Genomic DNA, 22,112 nt, shown 5'->3' on the forward strand with positions numbered 1-22,112 from the left:
GGGGTTTCCCCCTGTGAGAGTAGGACGTCGCTAGGCACTGAGAAAGGACCGTTACCAAAAAAGGTAGCGGTCCTTTTTGTGTTTAATTTATTAATTTAAAGCTTTCTATTTTCAATAAAAATATTGACGGGGGAAAGAACTGTTTCCAAAAAATGCATTTAAAAATTGACTCTATAAAATAATGTTGTTAATATTCAGTCTATTGTAGGTTTTTTTCTCTGTCATCCTCATCCCAATAGTCTACTAATTTATTGAAATTTTCTTCGCTAAGACGATTCTTGACTTTGGTGGTTATTTACTTTTTTTATTTGATATAGACCTCTTACTCGGCCTTTGTCATCTGATTGTAAAACGATAATATTTTATTCCTTTTTCAGTTAACTTCTACAACAAAAAAATCCTGCAAAATGCAAAATTTTTGTCCAAACCCATAATTCCATAACTAGTAAATATAGGTTTTTATTAAAGTAGTGTAAATCTTAATGTTGGCATGACACTGAGCCTTTGCGGCCTAATTCTACTCCCAAGAACCCTGTTTAAATTATCCGTATAAGGAAACAATGCCCTCCACATCATGTAAAGGCTGTTTTTTGACTTAATAAAATCTTTGAGTATTTTTTATCAATCAGTGCTTGACCAATTTCAAGTGAATTAAAGAATGATAAGTATTTGGGAACAACTTCAACTTGCTAGAAAACTATCAAATTTATTAAAAATTAGGGGGAAGTGAATAAGGTGCCGTTTCCTGTATTTTAGAAAAAGTGTTCTCGATGTGGTTGAACTAACGAATGTGTGTCAATTACTTACGAGAACATATCATCTCTAAGTATTATGATTATCGGCACAATTTGTGATACACAATAGATTACCTTCTTTAGATTTGTCACTATCCCATTTCTATCTTTAATAGCATTTCTTTAAACACACTCTCTTAATACTCCACACACTTATTAGCTCAAACAAATAGCATGAATAAAAAGTACTGACGAAGTGCTTTTTATGAATAAAATGATCGTTATAGGAAGCGATTACGATTCAAAAATCCAAATGGCCAACACATTACTGCATAATGCAGCTATTCATATTAGAAGTTCAATATGCGCGCTTGCGCATTCTTATGATCAAAGAGCATAAAATGAGGAACTATCGGGAAAATTGTAGATGATATAGGTAATTAATAATGAGGTGATTTGATGAATCCAAAAGTAGAAGTCAGGAATGTTTCGAAGATTTTCGGCAAATCCCCTAGAGCAGCAATTGATTTACTGAAGCAAGGTAAATCAAAGAAAGAAATTTTGAAAGAAACGGGACAGACAGTTGGTGTTAATAATGTTAATTTTAAGATTTACCCAGGTGAGATTTTTGTCATTATGGGTTTATCCGGAAGTGGTAAATCAACCTTAATCCGCATGTTTAACAGGCTGATCCATCCAACGCTTGGAGAGATTTTTATTGAAGATGAAGATATCGTTAAGATGAATGCCGCCAGACTAAGGGAAGTCAGGCAAAAAAAAATCAGTATGGTCTTTCAAAATTTTGCCTTATTTCCTCATAAAACAATAGTGGAAAACGCTGAATATGGTCTTGAAATCCAAAAACTCCCTGTTAATGAACGGCGAGAAAAAGCGATGAGTGCGCTTAATGCCGTAGGTTTAAAAGGCTACGAAAACCAGCTTCCATCACAGTTGAGTGGTGGGATGCAGCAGAGGGTAGGCCTTGCACGGGCTCTCGCTAGCGATACAGATATCTTATTGATGGATGAAGCTTTCAGTGCTCTTGATCCGTTAATTCGGAAAGATATGCAGGATGAATTACTTGAAATTCAAGAACAATACAAAAAAACGATTATTTTTATTACTCATGATTTAGATGAAGCTCTGCGCATTGGGGACAGAATTGCTTTGATGAAAGATGGCAGTGTCATTCAATTGGGAACACCTGAACAAATTATGATGAATCCAGCAAATGAATTTGTCGAGAAGTTTGTAGAAGATGTTGACCTATCAAAAGTACTCACAGCTTCTCACGTGATGAAACGGCCAGAAAAGGTCGGTGTAGATCGAGGCCCAAGGGTTGCACTGGAGATTATGCGGAAACAAGGATATTCCAGTATATTTGTCGTTGACCGTAAGCAAAAATTATTGGGAGCGCTGACTGCTGAACAGGCACGCCAGGCAATTGACCAGAACAAATCTATTTCTGAAGCAATGTCAACCGATATCCCGACTGTTACAGAGGATGCATTACTTGGAGATCTTATGGATGTGATGGCAACCTCAAGTTTGCCAATATCGGTAATCGATGAAGAGAAAAGAATAAAAGGAATTGTTATTCGCGGAGCGGTAATTGGTGCTTTAGCAGGCAATAAGGATTCTTTGAATGAAATGGAGGGTAATTGATTACGTGAATATGCCAAAAATCCCGCTAGGAGAATGGATCGATTCACTAGTGAATTGGATAACCATTACGTTTACTGGATTATTTTCATTTTTAAACAGTACAATTGAAGGGCTATTAAATATCTTAGTTGATGTATTAAGTGCAGGTCCTCCTGTCGTAATAATGATGATCTTAGCCCTTTTGGTTACATATACGAGCAAATGGCCATTAGGAATATTTACGATCATTTGCTTACTGTTAATTGATAATCTTGGTTATTGGGAATCAAGTATTCAAACACTTGCCATTGTTATATTATCAGGAATACTCACTGTCGTAGTAGGGTTACCGATTGGAGTATGGTGTGCTCAAAGAAAATCAGTGCGAAACATCATTACGCCTATTTTAGATTTTATGCAAACCATGCCAGCATTTGTTTATTTAATTCCTGCCATCTTATTCTTTGGCATTGGAGTAGTCCCTGGGATTATTGCATCGTTTATTTTCGCAATTGCTCCAACAATCCGTATGACCATTCTTGGAATTCAAGAAGTACCTAAAGATTTAATTGAAGCATCAGATGCGTTCGGTTCAAATAGCAGTCAAAAATTGTTCAAAGTCCAATTACCTTTGGCAACTCCAACGATTATGGCCGGGGTTAACCAAAGTATTATGCTCGCTTTATCGATGGTCGTGACTGCTTCATTGGTTGGAGCTCCTGGACTTGGGGCGGATGTTTACCGGGCAGTTAGTCAAATCAACGTGGGTCAGGGCTTTGAGGCTGGATTATCCATTGTCTTCATCGCGATCATTCTCGACCGCATCACGCAAAACTTACGTAAACCAGCGTATGAACGTATCGTTAGCCGGAAAATTGTTTTTTCAATTTTAGCTATTCTTGTGGTGTTCACTGCACTCATCTCGGAGGTTAAAAATGAAGAAGTTGAGGAAGGGAATCCAAGTGGTGTCGGTGCCCAAACCGAATATGAAATCATCGGAATTGAACCGGGAGCTGGAATCATGACGCAGGCTAGAAACGCAATGAAAGATTACGGGTTGGATAATTGGCAGCTTGTTGAGGGATCTTCAGCAGCGATGGTTGCAGAATTGAAAAAAGCCTATGATCAAAAAGAGCTCATTATTATTACTGGATGGTCACCACATTGGATGTTCTCTTCTTTCGATTTGAAATATCTTGACGACCCGAATGAAACCTTTGGTGGATCTGAAGAGATTCATACGATCGTAAGAAAAGGTCTTGATCAGGATGCTCCCGGTGCTAATACTATACTCGATCAATTCTTCTGGGAAACAATTGATATGGAAGAAGTAATGGTCCAGATTGAAGAAGGGACGGATCCGGCTCAAGCAGCTGAAGAATGGATTGCTGCTCATCAGGACAAAGTAGCGCAATGGACAAACGGAGCTCAAGAAGGAAATGGTAACCCGATCAAGCTTGTTTATGTAGCCTGGGACACAGAAATAGCTAGTACACATGTGATAGGCAAGGTTCTTGAGCAAAATGGTTATAATGTTACACTGAGTCAAGTTGAAGTTGGTCCAATGTTTGCAAGTGTAGCCAACGGGAGTGCAGATGCAATGGTAGCTGCATGGCTGCCCAGTACCCATCTCGAATATTACAATACCTATAAGGATGATATCGTTGATTTTGGACCAAACCTTCAAGGAACGAAGAATGGATTAGTTGTACCTGAATATGTCGATATTGATTCAATTGAAGACTTAAAATAAAAAAAACAGGACTGTCTTCTAAATGGACAGCCTTAAAAGGTCATTTCTGTTACAGAGGCTGCAGCAGCTTTTTTGCTTCCAAGAAAGTAACAGCAGCACAGAGGAGAGAGTTCTGGATTACAGGTTTATGTAATGGTAAAGTCGCAGAAGTAAATGATGTTAGAAAAGCTTAATTTAAATATCGAGCCTCACTTGGGTAAAGTGGTCAAAACCTCTGTCCAATACGTTAGGATGTAGGTCTTTGTATTATCCTTAATAATTCTTTATTCTCAAATTATTCCTTTTGGGTTTTGGATAAGTTTGATTGGGAAAAGAAATCACTATAAAACCAAAGTTCAAATCTACAGAGGGGGAAATTAAATAATGGCTAATAAAAAGGGAATAGGAACTCATGAAGAAACGGTAGTTATCCCGGAGAAAGGAGATGGATGTTTTGCAGCAGAAGCTAATTCATTACGAAATTGAAGAGAAACGTCAACTGATGATTGATATGACCAAGAATAATACATTCACGAGCGAATGTGTATTAAAGGTATCTCACGAATTGGACACTCTAATTCTGAAGGTTCAAAAATTATACGTTGGTGGAGAACGATGATGATGTGTTTTAATTTTTTCAGTATTAACTTAAGATATGTAAGGTATTATCTGAGTTCCTCCATTTCCTTCAGGCCTATCCGTATACTTTAGAAGGTCTGTCTGGCAACATGATTGATTGTATAATCCTTTTAAGGGGAAATTAGTAATTAATAATATAGGCTTTTTAAGCTTCTTTAGCCTGTCTACCTGAAAAATAACCAATTCATGAATTTTAATGTTACATCCTAAACATGGTGGTTGGGATTTTCATATATCTGGATTTCGATCAAATCTCTTTTTGGGAAGTAGAGAGAATGCTTCATAAATTCATTTCTACCAGTGCCTTTAATTCATTAGAGAAAATTTTGAAACTCTAAGAGGGTTTCCACCAATCATATTGGTTTGGGCATCCTTATTGTATGAGAGGGAAACAGTTATCCTCAGTAATAATAGTCTATGTCCTTCATTTAAATACCAAATAGGTTTTTTATTGAATTTATCGGGATAGAAAGTAGAGTAGAAGATATCAAATTAATTTGTGTTAAAGAGAGTGAAAAGCATAATTAATACCCTAAAGTAGGCGATCATATAGATAGATTTATTGACGTATGTGGTCAGCCTGCAGCCGAATCAACCGAGGATCTTTATGTTTTTGATATTCCAGGATTCAATGCACGTCCAATGTGTTCTGTAGATAGCATCAAAAAGGTTTTTAATATTTCAAGTGCTGTTGCAGCGGATGAACATACTGCGATGGGGCTAGGGAAAAGGTTTTTAACAGAAGATGCTAGACAGTTAGAACGAAACCCCAAAGAAATTTCGGATTTGGACGCAGATGTTCCAGGATCGATCGAAAATTATTGGGTTACCATTGGAGGAGAAGAAAGTACCATCATGCTTAATGCGGATGAGACGGGAGTATTTACTGTACATCACTATATTTTGAAGCAATAACACGGGGTGAAATATAAATTTAATTATGTTGCATTAAACCACCTTAGATTTTATTCATCTAAGGTGGTTTATCAATTTTACTAAGCTGAAAATAATTGTGTTTTTTAAAATGCACCGCACGATACTTATAGATCCTTGAGCTTATACTTTGTGTTCTAGTGTTAATCAGTAGATTATAAAATAATTAAAAACTTTTAAAGCTGAATCGAATACATAAACTGTAATTTAAAAATTATAAGGGACTTTAACACTTTGAAATTCTTTCTATTTAGTAGTAACTCCGATACGTCATATTGGCACTGGAATAACTTATCAAACCGTCCATAACGCATTTACTGCCAATTACGACAATGTGTTTCACATTAAGAATTATATAATTTATGCCATTTTAATAATTGTATTTTACATTCATTATTTATTATAATAAGCAGATATGACGAAAGTAGGTGGATGCTACTAATGTTGGATATTTTAGATAATGTGAATATCTATCAATTAATCAATAAAATCGATGAAAATATATTTATAGCAAATGCAGACCAAAAGATTGTTTGGGTTAATGCAAGTGCAAAAAAATTATTGCTTAAGGTTGGACCACATGTCAGCATAACTAATCCTGATGACTTTATAGGGATGAATATTTCTCGTTTCCATGGAGAAAGACAGACCAAGATTTTAAAAGAAGGTCCATTTCCGCATGCAGCCCACATCACATTATTTGAAAAGTTTTCTGCTAATATTTTGGTGGATGAAATAAAGGATATAAAGGGGAAGCCATGCGGATTCATCCTTACCTGGAAAGATGTGACGGAATATGATGAAACCATCAAGGAAGGGCAGGATCTATTGCAAGAGGTTGACACGCCCATCATTGAGTCGATTATAGACTCCGTTATTCTTGTGCCAGTTATGGGGAGAATGAAAAAAGACCGGTTAGAATCCATGCAAAAGAAAATCTCAACCTATTGTTCAGAACACCAAATAACCAATTTAATTATTGATTTTACCTCATTTAAGTATTCGCTTGCCCCCTACGAAGTTGAGGGTCTGAGTAATCTGATTAATATATTAGAATTAATGGGTGTTGAAGTTTTTTTTGTTGGCATTGGGCCGAATATGGCGCAATCCATAATTCTAAAACAAATCAATTTTAATGTAGTCACTTTTAATTCCTTTAAACAGGCACTGAAACATATTATGAAGCAGAATGGGTACAAATTTGTTAAAGAACCTGCCAAATAGTTAGATACTCCTTAGTTGCTTATTGTGGAAATAATGTAAATTGAAAATAATTTTCAGCAAAGGATGAGCTTTAGATGAAGAACGGCTGCCTTAACAGGGCAGCTTTTTCTAATTGAAATGAGGACATCCTTTTTTCTTGCTTTTTTTAAAGATAAAATATTTTAATCATTACGCCCCCATAAAGAAGATACCTCATTAGCCTTACTTTTCTTTGATCTGGACCGCTTTAAAGCCATAAATGATACCTATGGTCATTCTGTAGGAGATTCACTGTTGCAGAAAATTGAGAACGTTTGAAATCTGTTTCTAAAGGTCGTTTTTTATTTCGAGATTGGGCGGAGATGAGTTTACCGTTTTGTTGGGAAACGTCCAAGATAAAATGGAACTTGAAAGGATAGTCCAATCTATACAGCAGAATCTAGCTCACCCATTTTACGTCGAGGACATTGAAATAATTTTTTCAATTAGTATTGGTATATCTTTATTCCCATCTAATGCTTCCAGTGCAGAACAATTACTCAAGCAGGCTGATTCAGCCATGTATCAAGCCAAAGAAGCAGGTAAAAATAATTATCAGTTTTATTCACTTGATTTAGATCATGAGTACACACATAAATTAATGATTGAAAATGGGTAGAGGAAAGCATGGGAGTCTCATCAATTTATTCTTCATTATCAGCCTCAAATTAATATAAAAACAGGAAGAATATCTAGTATTGAAGCGCTGATCAGGTGGGAAGATCCAGAAGTGGGGATTATCGCATCCACCGAATTTATCCCGATTGTAGAAAAGACAGGTCTCATTATACCGACTGGGGAATGGGTTCTTCGTACAGCCTGCCAGCAAATGAAGAAGTGGCATGATGCAGGCATTCTTCGCTGTGAATAGCGGTTAATATCTCACCTAAACAATTTCAACATAATAATTTTGTACACCTTATTCAACAAATATTGAAAGAAACCGGGCTCGACCCACGTTGTTTGGACCTTGAAATTACAGAAACACTTGCGATAAATCATATCGAAGAAGTCATGGAAAAACTATTGTTGTTAAATGAAAACGGGATCCGTATTTCCATTGATGATTTTGGTACAGGGCATTCATCTCTTGCCTATTTAAAAGATTTTCCGATACAAACATTAAAAATTGCACGCGAATTTATCCTAGACTTCCAGGATCCTGCAAACCAGGCTATTATTACAACAATTATATCTCTGGCCAAAAACTTAAATTTAACCGTGATTGCCGAAGGTGTCGAGACAGGAGAGCAGATACAATTTTTAAAACAACAAGGGTGTGACGAAGTACAAGGGTATTATTTCAGCAAGCCTTCACCCTCTTATGTTTTAGAAGAATCCTTTATTAGGTTGAAGGAAGTAGCAGCTAGTCTTGATCAATAACGGTTTCTCATTTGATTGAACAAAAAGGAAGTTTACTAATGTTGCTTTTGAATAAAGTTTGATTAAATTAATACTAATAACCTTGATATATGAACAAACAGAATGAGCGGGTTTTGAAAAAAGATGAGAGTATAAAATATTTTGTGTAAATAACTAAAAACATAGAAAAAGGAAGACCTTTTCTTGGAAGAATCAAGTCACCACAAACAAGATATTACCGAAGTTTTTCGTGCGCATTTAGAAACAGCTGTGAATACGCTGCTGGAAACAGAACGAACAGAATTCCTAGATTATGAAAAATATGACCGCATCGGTTTTAACTCAGTCCACTCACGCAATGGGGCTTCTTCACGCACATTTCATACGGAATACGGCGATTTGAACATCCAAGTCCCTCGTGATCGCAATGGTGATTTCAAACAACAGACCGTGGCACCCTATAAACGTTCAAATGATACGCTTGAAGCAACGGTTATTCATCTTTTTAAAAAGGGAATCACGATGGCAGAAATCTCGTCATTAATCGAAAAAATGTATGGGCATCACGATACACCTCAGACGATTTCGAATAGGACAAAAGCTGTTTCTGAGACAGTTAAAGCTCTTAATAATCGTACTCTGCACCAACGCTATGTTTGCGCTTATTTAGACGCGACCTATATCGCAGTGCGTCGTGACACGGTTTCAAAAGAAGCTGTCTAGATTGCAGTTGGTATTCGTTAGGATGGCTCAAAAGAAGTACTAGCCTATACCATCTCTCCAACTGAATCTTCCTACAATAGGCACGAGCTAGTAGAAAAACTAAAAGAACGTGGTATAGAAGACGTGTTGTTATTTATTTCAGATGGTTTAAAAGGCAGTGCAGACGCCATTCAAACGGTTTTTCCAAAAGCCAAATACCAGACATGTTTCGTTCATGTTGCACGCAATATCTCGCACAAAGTTCGCGTGGAAGATCGCCAAGCAGTGTGTGATGATTTCAAAAAAATCCATCAAGCAGTGAGTCGTGAAGACGGTCAAAAAGCGTTTGATACATTTTGTGACACCTGGAAAAAGACATTCCAAAAGTCGTTAAATCATTAACAGAAAATGCATATCTACTTACGTTTTATAGCTTCCCAAAAGATATTTGGCGCAGTATTCACTCGACAAATTTAATTGAGTCTTTTAATTAACAAATCAAGAAATATACGAAACGCAAAGAACAGTTTCCGAACGAAGAATCACTAGGACGTTTCTTAGAAACGCAATTCGAGGACGACAATCAACGCCTTGCCACACGCTGCCACATCGGGTTTAATAAGGCCCGTGCAGCGTTAGCAGAGATGTTTGAGAAAATACATGAATCGGCAGAATAAGAGGGACGCTCCGGCGTGAAATGTTGATGTTTAGGAAAGGGCTAGCCCTTTCCTAAACATCAACAAAATCAATCCTTCGAACCAGCCCATTTTAAATACAGCGTGATGATCTACCTGAAAAGGTTGTAAAGTCATTTACACAAAAATATTGACACTATCTTTTTTCGATAATTAACATTAATAGTAAACAAAATAAATCCTATATAGATAGATTATTTTACTGGAATGTATTCACATACGAAAATATAAGACAAAAAATTGTCTGTTTCTCCAAAAGCATCTTTTCTTCTCTCATCAAATTTTAATGCGACACTCATTAAATACTAGTCTTTTAAAGGTATCCTCCTAAGTAACCACATATTACGAGGAGGAAATTTAAATGAAGGTTATTATGATACCATCCGGTTTTAAAGAATGTCTTGACGCGGAAGAAGTAGCTTGCGCAATGGGAGAAGGGGCGAAACGTTTTGACCCGTTTATTAAAACAGAAATGATTCCCATGATCGATGGAGGAGAAGGTTTTACGAAAGCGATCGTCAAGATTAAAAAAGGTGAACTGATTTATAAAGATGTCACGGGTCCTGTAGGTGAAAGAATCAATAGCTATTACGGTATTTTTGCAGAAGGACATACGCGGACTGCTGTGATTGAAATGGCAGCTGTGGCAGGATTAAAGCTGGTGCCGCGTCATCAAAGAAATCCATTGAAAACCACCACGTATGGTGTGGGAGAATTGATCCTGGATGCTTTAAACGTAGGGGTAGATAAAATTATTATTGGTTGTGGAGATTCTGGTACGTCTGATGGCGGTGCAGGTATGGCCGAGGCGCTCGGCGTTCGCTTTCTTGATGATCAACAGCATGTGGTTAAAGTAAGGTGTGGTGAAAATTTAGTAAAAGCAGCAACGATTGATCTAACGCATTTAGATAAACGACTGTGTGATGTTTCCATTGATGTTGCTTGTAACTGGAAAAATGTATTGTGCGGAGAGCGGGGAGTGGCAAGAGTTTTCGGTCCGCAAAAAGGTGCTTCTGCCGAGCAGGTCGATAGGCTTTCAATGGCACTGGAACATTATGCGGATCTGATTGAAAAGTCAACGGCGATGGATATCCGTCATTCTCCAGGAAGCGGGGCATCGGGAGGACTAGGAGCCGGACTGCTTGCATTTACGGGCGCCAAGCTGCATCCGCGTTTTGATTTAATCATGGACTTTATCCAAATTGAAGAAAAAATAGCTTCTGCTGACCTTGTCATCACGGCGGAAGGAAGTCTGGATTTTCAGACTCCCGATGGCAAAATTCCCTGTGAAGTCGCACGCATTGCCAAAAAATACGGCATTCCTGTCATTGCCATAACAGGAACAATTGGGCGAGGAGCTGCACTTAATTATGACAGGGGAATTGATGCGTATGTAAGTATTATCCAAAAACCCGTAACGTTAGAGAAAGCGATGTTCAAAGCACCTCAATGGATTGAAGAAAGTGTGGAAAGTATCCTTCGTCAAATTACCATTGGCTTGAAAATGGCCGATCAAAAAAATGCTGGAGAAAGGATTGTATCATATGGCAAAGAGAGTAGACCGATATGAGAGACAAGAGAAAAAACGGGTTCTTCTAATCAATAGATTTTCCACCAGAACTTTAGCTATTTTAGCCATTCATGTTCTATTTTTTCTCTTTATTGTCATGGCGGACGGTCTGAATTATTCAGCAAAGGTCTCGCTATTTGCTTTTCTTTCTGCCATGACGCTCTGGATCACCACAAAAATCCCGGCTGGTTTTGTAGCCATTTCGCTTATTGTTTTTATTGTGTTCATGAAGGCTGGGGAGCCGGAATTGCTGTATCATTCATTCGGTGAAGACGTGGTATGGCTTATGCTCGGTTCTTTTGTGATTGGAGAAGCGATTAAAGAGTCGGGACTCGCTGAGCGGTTTAGCCACGCTATGGTGAACCGGGCAAAAAATAAAAATTTTATTGTGAGAGCTTTTACATACACGTTAGGCATATCAGCTTTTTTTATTCCGTCTACTTCAGGAAGAGCTGCCCTATCCATGCCAATCATCAAACAGCTGGGTGTTTATTTTTCAGATAAAGAAAGAGAGGTACTGGCTGTTTTAGCACCCGTCATTATCTTAATGAGCACATCTGCCACCTTGATCGGCGCCGGTTCTCATTTAATCGGAGTCGGTCTTTTGGAAACTGCGTCTGGAGAATCGATCTCATTTATCCAGTGGCTAATATGGGGAGTCCCTTTTACCATTACGATTACCCTATTGACGATGTATATAATTAAGTTACTGTTGTGGCCAAAGACCGCTGCTACGGACAGACAGTTGACATCTTTAAATCAAACTGCTGCCCAACTAAAACGGCCTATGTCCCTAAAGGAAAAAAAGACTGTAGTGCTGTTAGTTGCTTTGATTATCGGATGGGTGGCTGAAAATGTCCATGGATATGAAATCGCGTTTGTTACCATTATCGGTTCTCTTTTATTTATGCTGCCTCATTACGGAGTAATCAGCTGGAAGAAGGGGATAAATGCTGTTTCCTGGAACTTGCTTTTATTTGTGGCTGCCGCTACAGCTCTCGGAAAAGTATTGGTGGATTCGGGTGTTGTTGGCTATATTGAAAAAGAAATGATCGGGGTTCTGCATTTATTTATGGGCGTACCAGAATGGGTGATTGTGCTGTTAATTTTATTTGTGACTGTGACAAGCCATTTATATATTACATCACACACAACACGTGCTATTGTTTTTGTGCCTAGCTTGCTATTATTTGGGCAGACAATAGGTGCAGAACCAGCTGCTGTTGTCTTTTTAAGTTTAATCGGCATGAATTATTGTGTGACATTCCCTGTCAGTTCAAAAGCGCTGCTTCTTTATTATGAAGAAGGTGAAATCACCTATGATGCCCGGCATTTGCTAAAAATTAGCATCGTTCTTATGCCGCTTTATATGTTGGTTATGCTTCTATTTTACTTTACTTATTGGAAATGGACAGGACTATCCATATAAATTAAGTTGGAAAGATGGATAGTCATGATTCTTGAAGATGACAACAGCATGGGACGTGTTATTCAGCTTACAACAAGCATTGCAAAAAAGCGGCAATGAATTCCAATAGGGAAGCAGAAAGAACGAGACTTTTATTAGTTGTTTATTCTATTAATGTTATGGAGCTAATGTTTTTTCCTTATTAATAACAATACCATTTTTAGCATTGTAGGAATCACGATATAAATAAAAACAATATCAACTACCTGATAGCTGGTGACAGTAGTTAAGTCGGCATTGACTTCATATGCAATGATGCCCATCTGATCCAATCCGCCAGGAGCTAAACTTAAAAAACTTGTAATAGGGGATAAATGATAGTGCTGAGCCAGAAAGAAGCTAAATATTTCGGGATTAGTAACAGAAAGAAGTTTATCTTACTTAGCTAGCTACGGAAGGTTAGTTCAATTCGGGAATGTAAGTGGTCAAAGCGTTACCATACAAACAATAGATTTACACTTTAGTTGTCGATCTGTTCTTGGATTCAGTTTGGGGACAACTCGAAAGTATCGACCGGATTTGTTGCGTCATACAGCATAGAAAGTACTGGGTTATATAGAAGCCGGTAGTCTAAAAATGGTTATCACCAAAAAATTTAATCTTTTGAAGCCAAAGAAGCACACGAATTAATCGAAAACAGAAAAAGCACAGGTAAGCTTATCTTGTCTCCTTTTTGAGTTGACAATAGTCTGAAACATCCAAAAGATGCTGACAAATTATTAAAGAAGGAAAATTGATGAGGATATACAACCACAGAGGGAGTTGTTCTTTTTTAGGAATTATATTCTAAAAAATATATTTGATTGTTAGAGAACGCGATGACAAGTTAAGAACTATTATTTAGAGAGAATTCATTCTTAAATAACTGTCCAGTTCGTTCAGTAAACTAAAAAGCCCATCGAAGCGGCTATAAGCTTTTGTTTAACTATTGCCCCGTTTAAGACGTGGAGAAAAGGCTGCCAAGTTATTAGGCAGCCAGTTTGTTATATTCAATTCAATCTAAGATCTAAGCTAGAGCTTCAGCAAGAGTAGATTTAATGGATATTTTATCAAATTGTAGCCCTAGCTGAACGATCGTTTGAGCTATTTCAGGTCTAATCCCTGAAAGGGTCGTTTTAACACCGATTAAACTTAATCCGTCGACAAGATGGAAAATTTGCTGCGCAACCATCGTATCAATCATGACGACACCGGATAAATCAATAATAAGGTTGTTAACCCTTTTTTGGGAACATTGCTCCAGGGTATGTTCTAGAATGAACACCGATCTTCGTGTATCAATGTCGCCTACAAGTGGAAGCAATGCTGTGTTTTTATTAAGTATAATGATTGGGGAACTTAACTCTTGTATCATTTCCTGTTGGGCTAATAATTTTTGTTCTGCAAATTTTTGATGCTCTTCTACAAATTTAACCATTACATTATTAAAGACTTTAATAATCATGCGATTCCATATATTGTAGGTTTTACCGCTAATTTCACCTTCATGCAACGAAACAAATTCCATAATAAAATCAAGGTACTGATCTTGGACCCTGAAAAATTCTCTTATAGTAAAATGAATGGGTGTATTGTAATGCTGCTCATCTTGTGCAATGGATAGGATCCATTGCTGAAAATCGTTAAAGAATTTTCTTTCCTCTTCTATAAAAACCCCACAAAGATGTAAGTGAAAATCATAGTTTTGTTTTTTTAGTGTACTGATTACTTCAGGATCTGTAGATGCATATACTCCAGACGGATCACTTTTATCTAGAGATTCATACCATGCCTCTGTAAGATTTTTTGCCCTATCTAATAAAAATACGTGTAATTCTTTACTTCTATGCAAATGGACTCCCCCTGTTATTTCTTATAAAAGTTTAGTTGATCTTTTATGAGCTAATTTTAACCTATCTATTACCTTAAAGTCTTGTTAAATGACTAATTTTTGTTGGTTATCCAACTTCGAAAGCAATGTTGAACGAACCTGACTTGTCTTTTTAGTGGAATGGGAAAATTAAGAATAAGTTTTTAGGTAGGGGGATATAGCACTATTCTCGGTAAGCCTATGCCCATATGCTCGTTATTTCAATCAGGAATACTTGTAGCTTTGATACTCAAAGGATGATAACCCCATTTCTGTGACTTGCGTCTACAGCTGTTGGGATCCTGTTCTGTTACCCTATAAACGTATTGAACGTAAGCATAAAAACTGAAGATCCAACCATGGAAAGCAGTCAAATGGCTGTTATTTTTATCTCCTTTTTTCTATTTTCTTCCGCATCGTAGCAATTACGTGTATATCATCGGTTTCTCGTTGGATTGGCCTCGTACTCTTCCAAACGATCTCCCGTGATATAACGTGCCCTTGAAAAGGGGGCATCAAAGCTAAGGCTGGTAAAAGAAAAGGGGGAAAAAAACATAACTAAAAAACGAAATGTATACGAGATCGTCACAAACCGAATGATGAACAGCTAGAAAAAGTTGTAATCCTTGGACCAATGAGAATGTAAGCCAATTGGAACACACATAATGCTTATAGAGGAATCAATATAAGGTTGTTAGACCAAGGAGAATATGAAACATTTATGCAATTAAAAGAAACAGGAGGAAAAGTGAAAAAAGGCGAAAAGAGCCGAATCGTTGTTTTTTGGAAGTGGATTGAAAAAGAAAATAGAGAAACAGAAGAAAAAGAAGTGATCCCATGTTTGCGCTATGATTAGTGGTTGATATTAATAATACACAGGTCGAGGGGCTAACGAGTACAGGAGAGTCAGAAGCGTTTGAGTATGATCCAATCGGAAAAGCGGAATGGTTAACGGTTCTTACATGGTCGGGATTATACGTTCAAACCGGTGAGAGCTGTTTATCTCCCAGTATTAGATCTAATCAATTGCCCTCCTATTTGTGATTTTAAGGTTGCTAAAGAGTATTACAGCACGGTATTCCATGAAATGATTCATAGTACTGGGCACTCATCAAGGCTAGCCCGTACAGGAATTACAACTGCAGGCGTAACTTTCGGGGATGAAGTGTATTCCAAAGAGGAATTAGTCGCTGAAATGGTCGCAGCGATGTTGTGCAGGGTTGCCGAAATTGATAACAATATTATCGAAAATAGCGCTAGTTATATAAAGTCATGGTTAAGATAAAGGATGATTGTCGCCTTGTCGTACAGGCAACAGCCCAAGCACAAAAAGCAGCTGATTACATCCTAAATATAAAAATCACATTTGAATGAAAAACAACACACAGAGGAGAGAACTCCTCTGTGTGTTTGTTCTAAGCCGCCTAATGGCACTACTTCAGTATATTGCAAAGGAGGGTAAGGAGATCCCCCCCTTACCTATTATTTTCAAAAAACCAAGTATCTGATTTATAAAAATCTTGATATTCACTGTGTTTAATTTAATGAAATAATTGATAGTTGGAAACAAATAAAAATAACAGTCTTACTGATAGTGAGAACTTGAAATATGGTATTAAAAATCCCCTTACTTTTCCTTAGGGAATTTGGATGTACGATCCATTACAACGAAATTTATGTTTAGAAAAAATACAGAATATTTTTATTTTAAGAATAATAGAATTACATTAATTTAACGCTAGTGATAGAATATAAAAACCTTCAGCTCTTTTTTAACGATATTAATGGCATTGACTTAAAGACATGGATAATGGACAGAAGAATCTGTTCAGATGATCACGTGTCTCGAACTTCCGGATGATTTGATAGAAATACTATTGAAGGTTTGGGGCACAATTCAAATTCAATACAAAGTTTAATAGGGGAGGAAATCATATGCGCTTCGCAACCATTAAAAGAAATAATAACGAGATGGGGGCAATTGTCGTAGAAAAAGGGATCATTCTTTTGAAAGCGGTTAATAACACATTAGGGAAAAATTGGCACACTTCTTTACTTGAAATAATTCAATCTCGTCAGCTAGAAGAGATCATAGACTGGTATCAGATTGAGGGGAAAAGAGAACTCGAAAAATGTGAAGCTATTGCAATGGATAATGTAGATTATGCACCTTTATACCGCTTTCCTCGGAAAATTTGGGGAATTGGCTTAAATTATGCAGAACATGCTTCTGATCTAAGTGAAACAGCACCGAACACAGAACCAGCAAGCTTCATGAAGCCAGATACGACTATTATTGGTCCAAATGACGTAATTAAAATCCCTCTACAATCTGAGAGAACAACAGCAGAAGCGGAATTAGGCATCATTATTGGCAAGGAATGCAAAAATGTCTCGGAGGAAAATGCAAAAGACGTAATTGCAGGTTTCACAACGATAATCGATATGACAGCAGAAGATATCTTACAACGGAACCCAAGATATTTAACTCGTTCAAAAAGCTTTGATACCTTCTTTAGCTTCGGTCCCGAACTCATGACGAAAGACGAGGTAGAGGAAGTACTAGACTTACATGTTTCTACCGTTATTAATGGACACTTACACCGAAAGAATGTGATATCAAACATGACCTTTCGACCATGGAATCTCGTGTCCTTCCACTCGAAAGTCATGACTCTCTTGCCAGGAGATATTATTTCTACAGGAACACCTGGTGCAGTCGTGATTCGTGACGGTGATGTAGTAGAATGTCATATTGACGGTTTCGCGAAGCTTGTTAACCGTGTTGAAGATTTAAAACTGAAGAACAGTTCAGCTTGAAGACGTATACGATGATACAAATAAAAAGGAAACAGCCATAAGATATAGGGTTAGTCACACTGAATCATTGACAAAGGCACAAAAAAGTATAACGTCTGCAATGCTCCATCACTGCAGCAAGCGGCGTTTGAAACTCATCGAAAGTAGAAAGATCTACCGGTAAAAGGTGATACATAAAAGTAAAAGGGAGCTGTAGAGAATGGATTTAGGACTAAATAGGAAATCAGTGTTAGGTGATTTTCAGTGCAAAAAGTGCCCCTTTTTCATCACCAGACTTAGGATTAAAGCATGGGAAGCAGGGTAAGCCGGATAGCTAGATGGGGGCGATAGCCAAATGATATGGTATTATTTTCTCTCATACGGGCATTGACATATCGGCATCCTTTCTTACTAAAGGACTATTTTCACCTGCAAGTTTACGTTCCAGTTCGTAAACATCTTCCCAAAATTAATATAAGTACTTAATTAAACTTTGCCCACAAAACTATATTAACTTTACAACCAACTTTGTTGTTAGTAGGGGGAGAAACCAATTAAACTTTTATCATTTCAGTAGGTTTGAGGATTTTGCTAAGACTACTTACGATATTGCTCTATCCATTGAATTGGATAGAGAGGAAAAAATGAAACAAGTCACCTAACTGCAGTTGAACTAACTATACTAAAACAACCAATTGCATCGAATGTGATTTAAAAAATTATAAAATTAATGATTGAAAATAAAAAATTTTTTAATTATTATAAAAATAATTATAATTTTTATAATAAAGCTTGAAAGATGGTGCGCGAAATCAAAAAAAATGTAAAGGCCGAAAACACACAACAGCAGATTTTAGATGATCTTGATTTTGAAATTATTACACGACTACAAAAAGACGGAAGAACTTCGTATACGGAAATAGCCGAAGAGTTGAGAATCACAGTAGGAACAGTGAGAAACAGAGTTCAAAGGCTTACAGAAAACGAAATACTTAAAATCGTAGGTGTTGTGAATCCTTTTAAGACTGGGAATCCTTCAGTGACAATGTTTGGAATAAAAGTTCAACTTCATTTACTTGAAGATGTTATAAGTGAACTTGTGAAAATTCCAGAAGTCCGTTTTGTCGCAGCAGCGACTGGTGTTTATGATATATATGCAGAAGTAATCACATCTTCAAATGAAGAACTGTATAAAGTTTTTAAATCACAAATGAGTAAAATTGAAGGTATTGAATTAATGGATTCTTCGTTGCTCCTTGCTATTTATAAACAAACATATGATTGGGAAGTAGGAACATAATCGTACCCGTTTTATACTACATTATTTCTGAATTTTCAGAAATATGTTAGCGACACTTTGATAGAAAAGGTTAAAAAATTTAAATTCGTTAATAAGATTTAGGAGGGAAAGGATGAGTAACATCACAGCAGGCAGGATAACAGATTTTCTCCAAAGCAAACAGTCTGAAATGATTGAGATGTTAAAGATATTAGTAGAAAAAGAGTCGACTACGGTTGATAAAAAATTAAATGATGAATTGGGAGCCTATATCGCCGAATTATTTAGACAAATGACTGGCGGTAAAACAACAACAATTCAGAATGACCTTTATGGAAATCACATTAAAGGCGAATTCGGAAGTGGTACTGAACAGATTCTAATTTTGGCGCATTTTGATACAGTGTGGCAAAAAGGAGACATCCTTGAAAAAATCCCTTTTAAAATAGTAGACGATCAAGCATATGGTCCAGGCACTTTTGATATGAAAGGCGGCTTAGTTCAGGGCTTATACGCACTGCATGCACTTAAGGAGCTTAATGAAACGCTTTCTAAAAAAGTTGTGTTCCTATTTACATCTGATGAGGAATTGGGAAGCCCCACTTCACAGCATTTAATTGAAGAGGAAGCGAAAAAAAGTGTTTGTGTACTTGTATTGGAACCTGCTATATCGACAGAAGGAGCATTAAAGACATCCAGAAAGGGTGTAGGGATGTTTAAACTGTCTATCCAGGGCAGAGCTGCTCACGCTGGAGTGGAACCGGAAAAAGGGTTAAGCGCCATCCATGAACTTAGTAAACAGGTATCCTACCTGTACAAGTTAACAGATTTAAAAAAAGGGACGACTGTTAATGTAGGAACCGTTTCGGGAGGAACGACCATTAACGTAGTTGCTGCAGAAGCGAATGCGGATATTGATTTGCGAGTAAAGACACAGGCTGAATTCGACCGTGTCATTCCTATTATTAAAAATTTAAAACCAAATATAGAGGGACTTCAGGTTGAAGTTTCAGGCGGTGTTAATCGGCCGCCCTTGGAAAGAACAGAAGAAGTAGTTAACCTTTACAATAAGGCTAAAAAAATTGCAAAAGAAGATCTTGGTTTTACGTTACTAGAAAAAGAAACGGGGGGAGGAAGCGATGGAAACTTTACAGCTCCTTTTGCACCAACCCTTGACGGATTAGGTGCAGTTGGGGACGGAGCCCATGCGCTGCATGAGCATTTGTTTATTTCTGAGATGCCAAAAAGGAGCGCTCTACTTGCTTTGCTGCTTAAAGAATTGGGAAGCTAAAAAAGGGGGAAACTTACGTGGGGAAACATTTGAAATCTATACAAAATCAACTGATTGAGGAAGTTAATCAAGAACTTTTAATGGAGTTTACAAAAAACGTTGCTTCAGAGGTTCGCTTATCAGGAACGGAAGAAGAACTTCGTGCTTTTGATTATGTGAAAGCCAAGCTGGAGGAATTCGGACTAGAAGCAGAGTTAACTTTAAGTGATGCATATATTAGTCTGCCTGGAAAAGCATTGCTGAAAATAGAAGGCAGGAACTTTCCTTCTATTACCCATTCGATGGCTGTTTCGACGGGCGCTGAGGGGTTAGAAGCTGAAGTCGTTTATGCAGGAAAATCGATATCAGCAAATTATGAAAAGCAACCGGTAAAAGGGAAAATTGTTCTATTAGATGGCCTTGCCATACCTGGTGCAGTTCTTGAAGCACAGCAGGCTGGAGCAAAGGCTTGTATTTTTATTAATGCTGAGCATACTCATGAAATGATTGTATCACCTGTATGGGGGAACCCAACCACTGACACCTTTATTCTATTACCTGCTATACCAGTTATATCTGTAAATTATCATGATGGCGAAGTGATTAAAGAGATCGTTGAAAATAAAAATTCCACCAAAGGATGGCTTCATACAATTGTTGATACTGGCTGGAGAAAAATACCTACACTTACTGCTGAAATAAAGGGCAATGTAGAACCAGAGAAATTTGTTTTGTTTAGTGGTCATATTGATTCTTGGCATTATGGGGTAATGGATAATGGAACCGCAGATGCTACGATGTTGGAAGTGGCGAGGATACTATCCAGCCATAAAAAGAAGCTTCGCCGTACGTTAAGGCTTGCCTTTTGGTCAGGACACTCCCATGGACGTTATGCTGGTTCCGCGTTGTATTGTGATGCACATTGGGAAGAATTGCACGAAAATTGTGTTCTTCATATTAATGTTGATTCTGTTGGAGGCAAAGGGGCATCAATATTAACAGAGGCCAATTGCATGGCGGAAACAAGGGATCTTGCTAAACGATCGATTAGGGAGTTAACAGGCGATGAGTTTGAGGGTTCTCGCTTTGGTAGAGCTGGGGATCAATCGTTCTGGGGTCCAGGAGTTCCTTCACTTTTTATGGGATTATCGGAACAGCCTCAGTCAAACAACCCGGCATCAGAAGCATTTTCTCAATTATTTGGCGGTGGTAAAGCAGGAGGATTTGGCTGGTGGTGGCATACAACCGAAGATACAATAGATAAAATTTCACCTGAAAATCTTGAGCGTGACTGCCAAATTTACTTATCAATCGTGTATGAGGCATGCTCTGCTGTTTTGCTGCCTATCAATCAAATGGCAGCCGTCAATGAGCTTGATAAATTTATTAAGGACTATCAGTCAAAAGTCGAAGGAAGATTGGATTTAAGCCTTACTTTAAAACGTACCGATAAATTGAAACAACTCATTAACGAATTAATGAATCTAGCAGAAACACCACTGTCAGAGTACGAGATTAAAGAGTTTAATGAAACGATAATGTCCCTTTCTAGAATCTTAGTTACTCTTAATTATGTACAGGGAGACCGCTTCCACCATGATCCTGCAATGAAGCTATCCCCACTGCCGCTGCTGTCAGGCACTGAAAAGCTGGCATTACTCCAAGAAGAAGGCCATGAATTTAACCTCCTTTTAACCGAATTAAGAAGGAATCTCAATAAAGTCAACTATTCATTTTTACAAGCGATACGTACAGTTAAAAAATCAATTGAAAAACTTAAAGGCTGATAATATTAAAACCTCTGAAATAAGTATGTATTATTGATATTTGGAATAAAAGGAGGAGAGAGATTGTTGGCTGTGTTAACTATGATTATAGAAATAGAGCTTGGAGAACGACGATAGTCTTATGAAAAACCGGAATAACTGAATACATTTTTTGGAAAATGACGGTTTAATACATTACAGAAGAAAGAGCTGGTGTTCATTACTCCCTTCTTTTTAAAAGATGATTGGTAAGAATTTATTCTGGATTGGGGTGAATATATGTAAGTGGAAAATGTTAATCGTTTAATAGATGAGAATAAACAAGATTACCTTAATGATCCGTTTCGTTTGTTGAAACAACTCAGTATAAGTGCTCAAAATATTGGTATGACAGAATGTAAGGATGTACTTACTGAGCTGATGCAAGA

General features: G+C 37.4%; 18 protein-coding genes and 4 pseudogenes. 20 read left to right on the forward strand and 2 right to left on the reverse strand.

All coding sequences use genetic code 11. From position 1 onward, the window contains the following. Positions 1-1,193: 1,193 nt before the first annotated feature. The 12 genes and pseudogenes from KP78_RS07255 (at position 1,194) to KP78_RS07295 (ending at position 12,682) form a co-directional block, all read left to right on the forward strand. Positions 1,194-2,399 carry a quaternary amine ABC transporter ATP-binding protein gene (locus tag KP78_RS07255; protein ID WP_041087683.1) on the forward strand — a complete coding sequence of 402 codons (1,206 nt, stop codon included), beginning with the start codon at positions 1,194-1,196 and terminating at the stop codon, positions 2,397-2,399. A 10-nt stretch (positions 2,400-2,409) separates the two neighbouring features. After that, positions 2,410-4,131: a glycine betaine ABC transporter substrate-binding protein gene (locus KP78_RS07260; protein WP_041087715.1), complete on the forward strand. Its 1,722-nt coding sequence runs from the start codon at positions 2,410-2,412 to the stop codon at positions 4,129-4,131. A 490-nt stretch (positions 4,132-4,621) separates the two neighbouring features. Beyond that, on the forward strand, positions 4,622-4,729 hold the full coding sequence (locus tag KP78_RS21170; protein ID WP_422723697.1) for an aspartyl-phosphate phosphatase Spo0E family protein: 108 nt from the start codon (positions 4,622-4,624) through the stop codon (positions 4,727-4,729). Positions 4,730-5,391: 662 nt separating this feature from the next. Beyond that, on the forward strand, positions 5,392-5,664 hold the full coding sequence (locus tag KP78_RS07265; RefSeq protein ID WP_041087685.1) for a hypothetical protein: 273 nt from the start codon (positions 5,392-5,394) through the stop codon (positions 5,662-5,664). A gap of 459 nt (positions 5,665-6,123) precedes the next feature. Then, on the forward strand, positions 6,124-6,906 hold the full coding sequence (locus KP78_RS07270) for a hypothetical protein (RefSeq protein ID WP_041087687.1): 783 nt from the start codon (positions 6,124-6,126) through the stop codon (positions 6,904-6,906). 189 nt (positions 6,907-7,095) lie between these two features. Continuing rightward, positions 7,096-7,203 (forward strand): annotated as a pseudogene (locus tag KP78_RS21175) (diguanylate cyclase domain-containing protein); the annotation flags it as partial. Positions 7,204-7,237: 34 nt separating this feature from the next. Further along, positions 7,238-7,543: a diguanylate cyclase domain-containing protein gene (locus tag KP78_RS07275; protein ID WP_157841460.1), complete on the forward strand. Its 306-nt coding sequence runs from the start codon at positions 7,238-7,240 to the stop codon at positions 7,541-7,543. Positions 7,544-7,558: 15 nt separating this feature from the next. Then, a pseudogene (locus KP78_RS20935) lies at positions 7,559-7,795 on the forward strand (EAL domain-containing protein); the annotation flags it as partial. A gap of 50 nt (positions 7,796-7,845) precedes the next feature. Continuing rightward, positions 7,846-8,307 carry an EAL domain-containing protein gene (locus tag KP78_RS18555; protein WP_327063166.1) on the forward strand — a complete coding sequence of 154 codons (462 nt, stop codon included), beginning with the start codon at positions 7,846-7,848 and terminating at the stop codon, positions 8,305-8,307. Positions 8,308-8,490: 183 nt separating this feature from the next. Beyond that, positions 8,491-9,665 (forward strand): annotated as a pseudogene (locus KP78_RS07285) (IS256 family transposase). A gap of 379 nt (positions 9,666-10,044) precedes the next feature. Next, on the forward strand, positions 10,045-11,253 hold the full coding sequence (locus KP78_RS07290; protein ID WP_041087690.1) for a glycerate kinase family protein: 1,209 nt from the start codon (positions 10,045-10,047) through the stop codon (positions 11,251-11,253). Continuing rightward, positions 11,228-12,682, forward strand: coding sequence for an SLC13 family permease (locus tag KP78_RS07295; protein ID WP_052474684.1), 1,455 nt, complete (start codon positions 11,228-11,230; stop codon positions 12,680-12,682). The genes KP78_RS07290 and KP78_RS07295 overlap by 26 nt, the downstream gene beginning before the upstream one ends. Before the next feature lie 164 nt (positions 12,683-12,846). Here KP78_RS07295 and KP78_RS19060 read toward each other — a convergent pair whose 3' ends face one another. Further along, positions 12,847-13,068, reverse strand: a complete 222-nt coding sequence (locus tag KP78_RS19060; RefSeq protein WP_084219832.1) for an AbrB family transcriptional regulator — start codon at positions 13,066-13,068, stop codon at positions 12,847-12,849. On the opposite strand from KP78_RS19060, the pseudogene KP78_RS21055 reads away from it, so the two are divergent. Continuing rightward, positions 13,064-13,398, forward strand: a pseudogene (locus tag KP78_RS21055) (zinc-binding dehydrogenase); the annotation flags it as partial. The gene KP78_RS19060 and the pseudogene KP78_RS21055 sit on opposite strands and share 5 nt — an antisense overlap. Before the next feature lie 329 nt (positions 13,399-13,727). Here KP78_RS21055 and KP78_RS07300 read toward each other — a convergent pair. Further along, positions 13,728-14,552, reverse strand: coding sequence for an STAS domain-containing protein (locus tag KP78_RS07300; RefSeq protein ID WP_041087692.1), 825 nt, complete (start codon positions 14,550-14,552; stop codon positions 13,728-13,730). A 709-nt stretch (positions 14,553-15,261) separates the two neighbouring features. Between KP78_RS07300 and KP78_RS20590 the strand changes: the two genes are divergently transcribed. From KP78_RS20590 to KP78_RS07325, 7 genes are all read left to right on the forward strand, one after another. Then, a complete protein-coding gene (locus KP78_RS20590; RefSeq protein WP_235420869.1) occupies positions 15,262-15,426 on the forward strand; it encodes an ArdC-like ssDNA-binding domain-containing protein in 165 nt (54 codons plus the stop codon). Continuing rightward, a complete protein-coding gene (locus KP78_RS20595) occupies positions 15,426-15,614 on the forward strand; it encodes a hypothetical protein (RefSeq protein WP_235420874.1) in 189 nt (62 codons plus the stop codon). The genes KP78_RS20590 and KP78_RS20595 overlap by 1 nt, the downstream gene beginning before the upstream one ends. Beyond that, positions 15,559-15,855 (forward strand): zincin-like metallopeptidase domain-containing protein, encoded by a 297-nt coding sequence (locus KP78_RS20600; protein ID WP_235420870.1) that lies wholly within the window; start codon positions 15,559-15,561, stop codon positions 15,853-15,855. Before KP78_RS20595 ends, KP78_RS20600 begins: the two co-directional genes overlap by 56 nt. A gap of 650 nt (positions 15,856-16,505) precedes the next feature. Continuing rightward, positions 16,506-17,390, forward strand: a complete 885-nt coding sequence (locus tag KP78_RS07310) for a fumarylacetoacetate hydrolase family protein (protein WP_041087694.1) — start codon at positions 16,506-16,508, stop codon at positions 17,388-17,390. A gap of 781 nt (positions 17,391-18,171) precedes the next feature. Continuing rightward, complete coding sequence (locus tag KP78_RS07315; protein WP_162835580.1) at positions 18,172-18,669, forward strand: Lrp/AsnC family transcriptional regulator; 498 nt, start codon at positions 18,172-18,174, stop codon at positions 18,667-18,669. 112 nt (positions 18,670-18,781) lie between these two features. After that, complete coding sequence (locus KP78_RS07320) at positions 18,782-19,939, forward strand: M20 family metallopeptidase (protein ID WP_041087698.1); 1,158 nt, start codon at positions 18,782-18,784, stop codon at positions 19,937-19,939. A gap of 17 nt (positions 19,940-19,956) precedes the next feature. Further along, the gene (locus KP78_RS07325; protein WP_052474685.1) at positions 19,957-21,705 is read left to right on the forward strand and encodes a M28 family peptidase; all 1,749 of its coding nucleotides are present in this window, start codon (positions 19,957-19,959) and stop codon (positions 21,703-21,705) included. Positions 21,706-22,112: the final 407 nt, after the last annotated feature.

The sequence above is a fragment of the Jeotgalibacillus soli genome, assembly GCF_000829435.1.
Lineage (GTDB): Bacteria > Bacillota > Bacilli > Bacillales > Jeotgalibacillaceae > Jeotgalibacillus > Jeotgalibacillus soli.

Coding starts and splice junctions, on each gene's coding strand:
- KP78_RS07255 (WP_041087683.1), top strand. CDS start 1,194: ATGAATCCAAAAGTAGAAGTCAGGAATGTTTCGAAGATTTTCGGCAAA.
- KP78_RS07260 (WP_041087715.1), top strand. CDS start 2,410: ATGCCAAAAATCCCGCTAGGAGAATGGATCGATTCACTAGTGAATTGG.
- KP78_RS21170 (WP_422723697.1), top strand. CDS start 4,622: ATGACCAAGAATAATACATTCACGAGCGAATGTGTATTAAAGGTATCT.
- KP78_RS07265 (WP_041087685.1), top strand. CDS start 5,392: ATGTGTTCTGTAGATAGCATCAAAAAGGTTTTTAATATTTCAAGTGCT.
- KP78_RS07270 (WP_041087687.1), top strand. CDS start 6,124: ATGTTGGATATTTTAGATAATGTGAATATCTATCAATTAATCAATAAA.
- KP78_RS07290 (WP_041087690.1), top strand. CDS start 10,045: ATGAAGGTTATTATGATACCATCCGGTTTTAAAGAATGTCTTGACGCG.
- KP78_RS07295 (WP_052474684.1), top strand. CDS start 11,228: ATGGCAAAGAGAGTAGACCGATATGAGAGACAAGAGAAAAAACGGGTT.
- KP78_RS07310 (WP_041087694.1), top strand. CDS start 16,506: ATGCGCTTCGCAACCATTAAAAGAAATAATAACGAGATGGGGGCAATT.
- KP78_RS07320 (WP_041087698.1), top strand. CDS start 18,782: ATGAGTAACATCACAGCAGGCAGGATAACAGATTTTCTCCAAAGCAAA.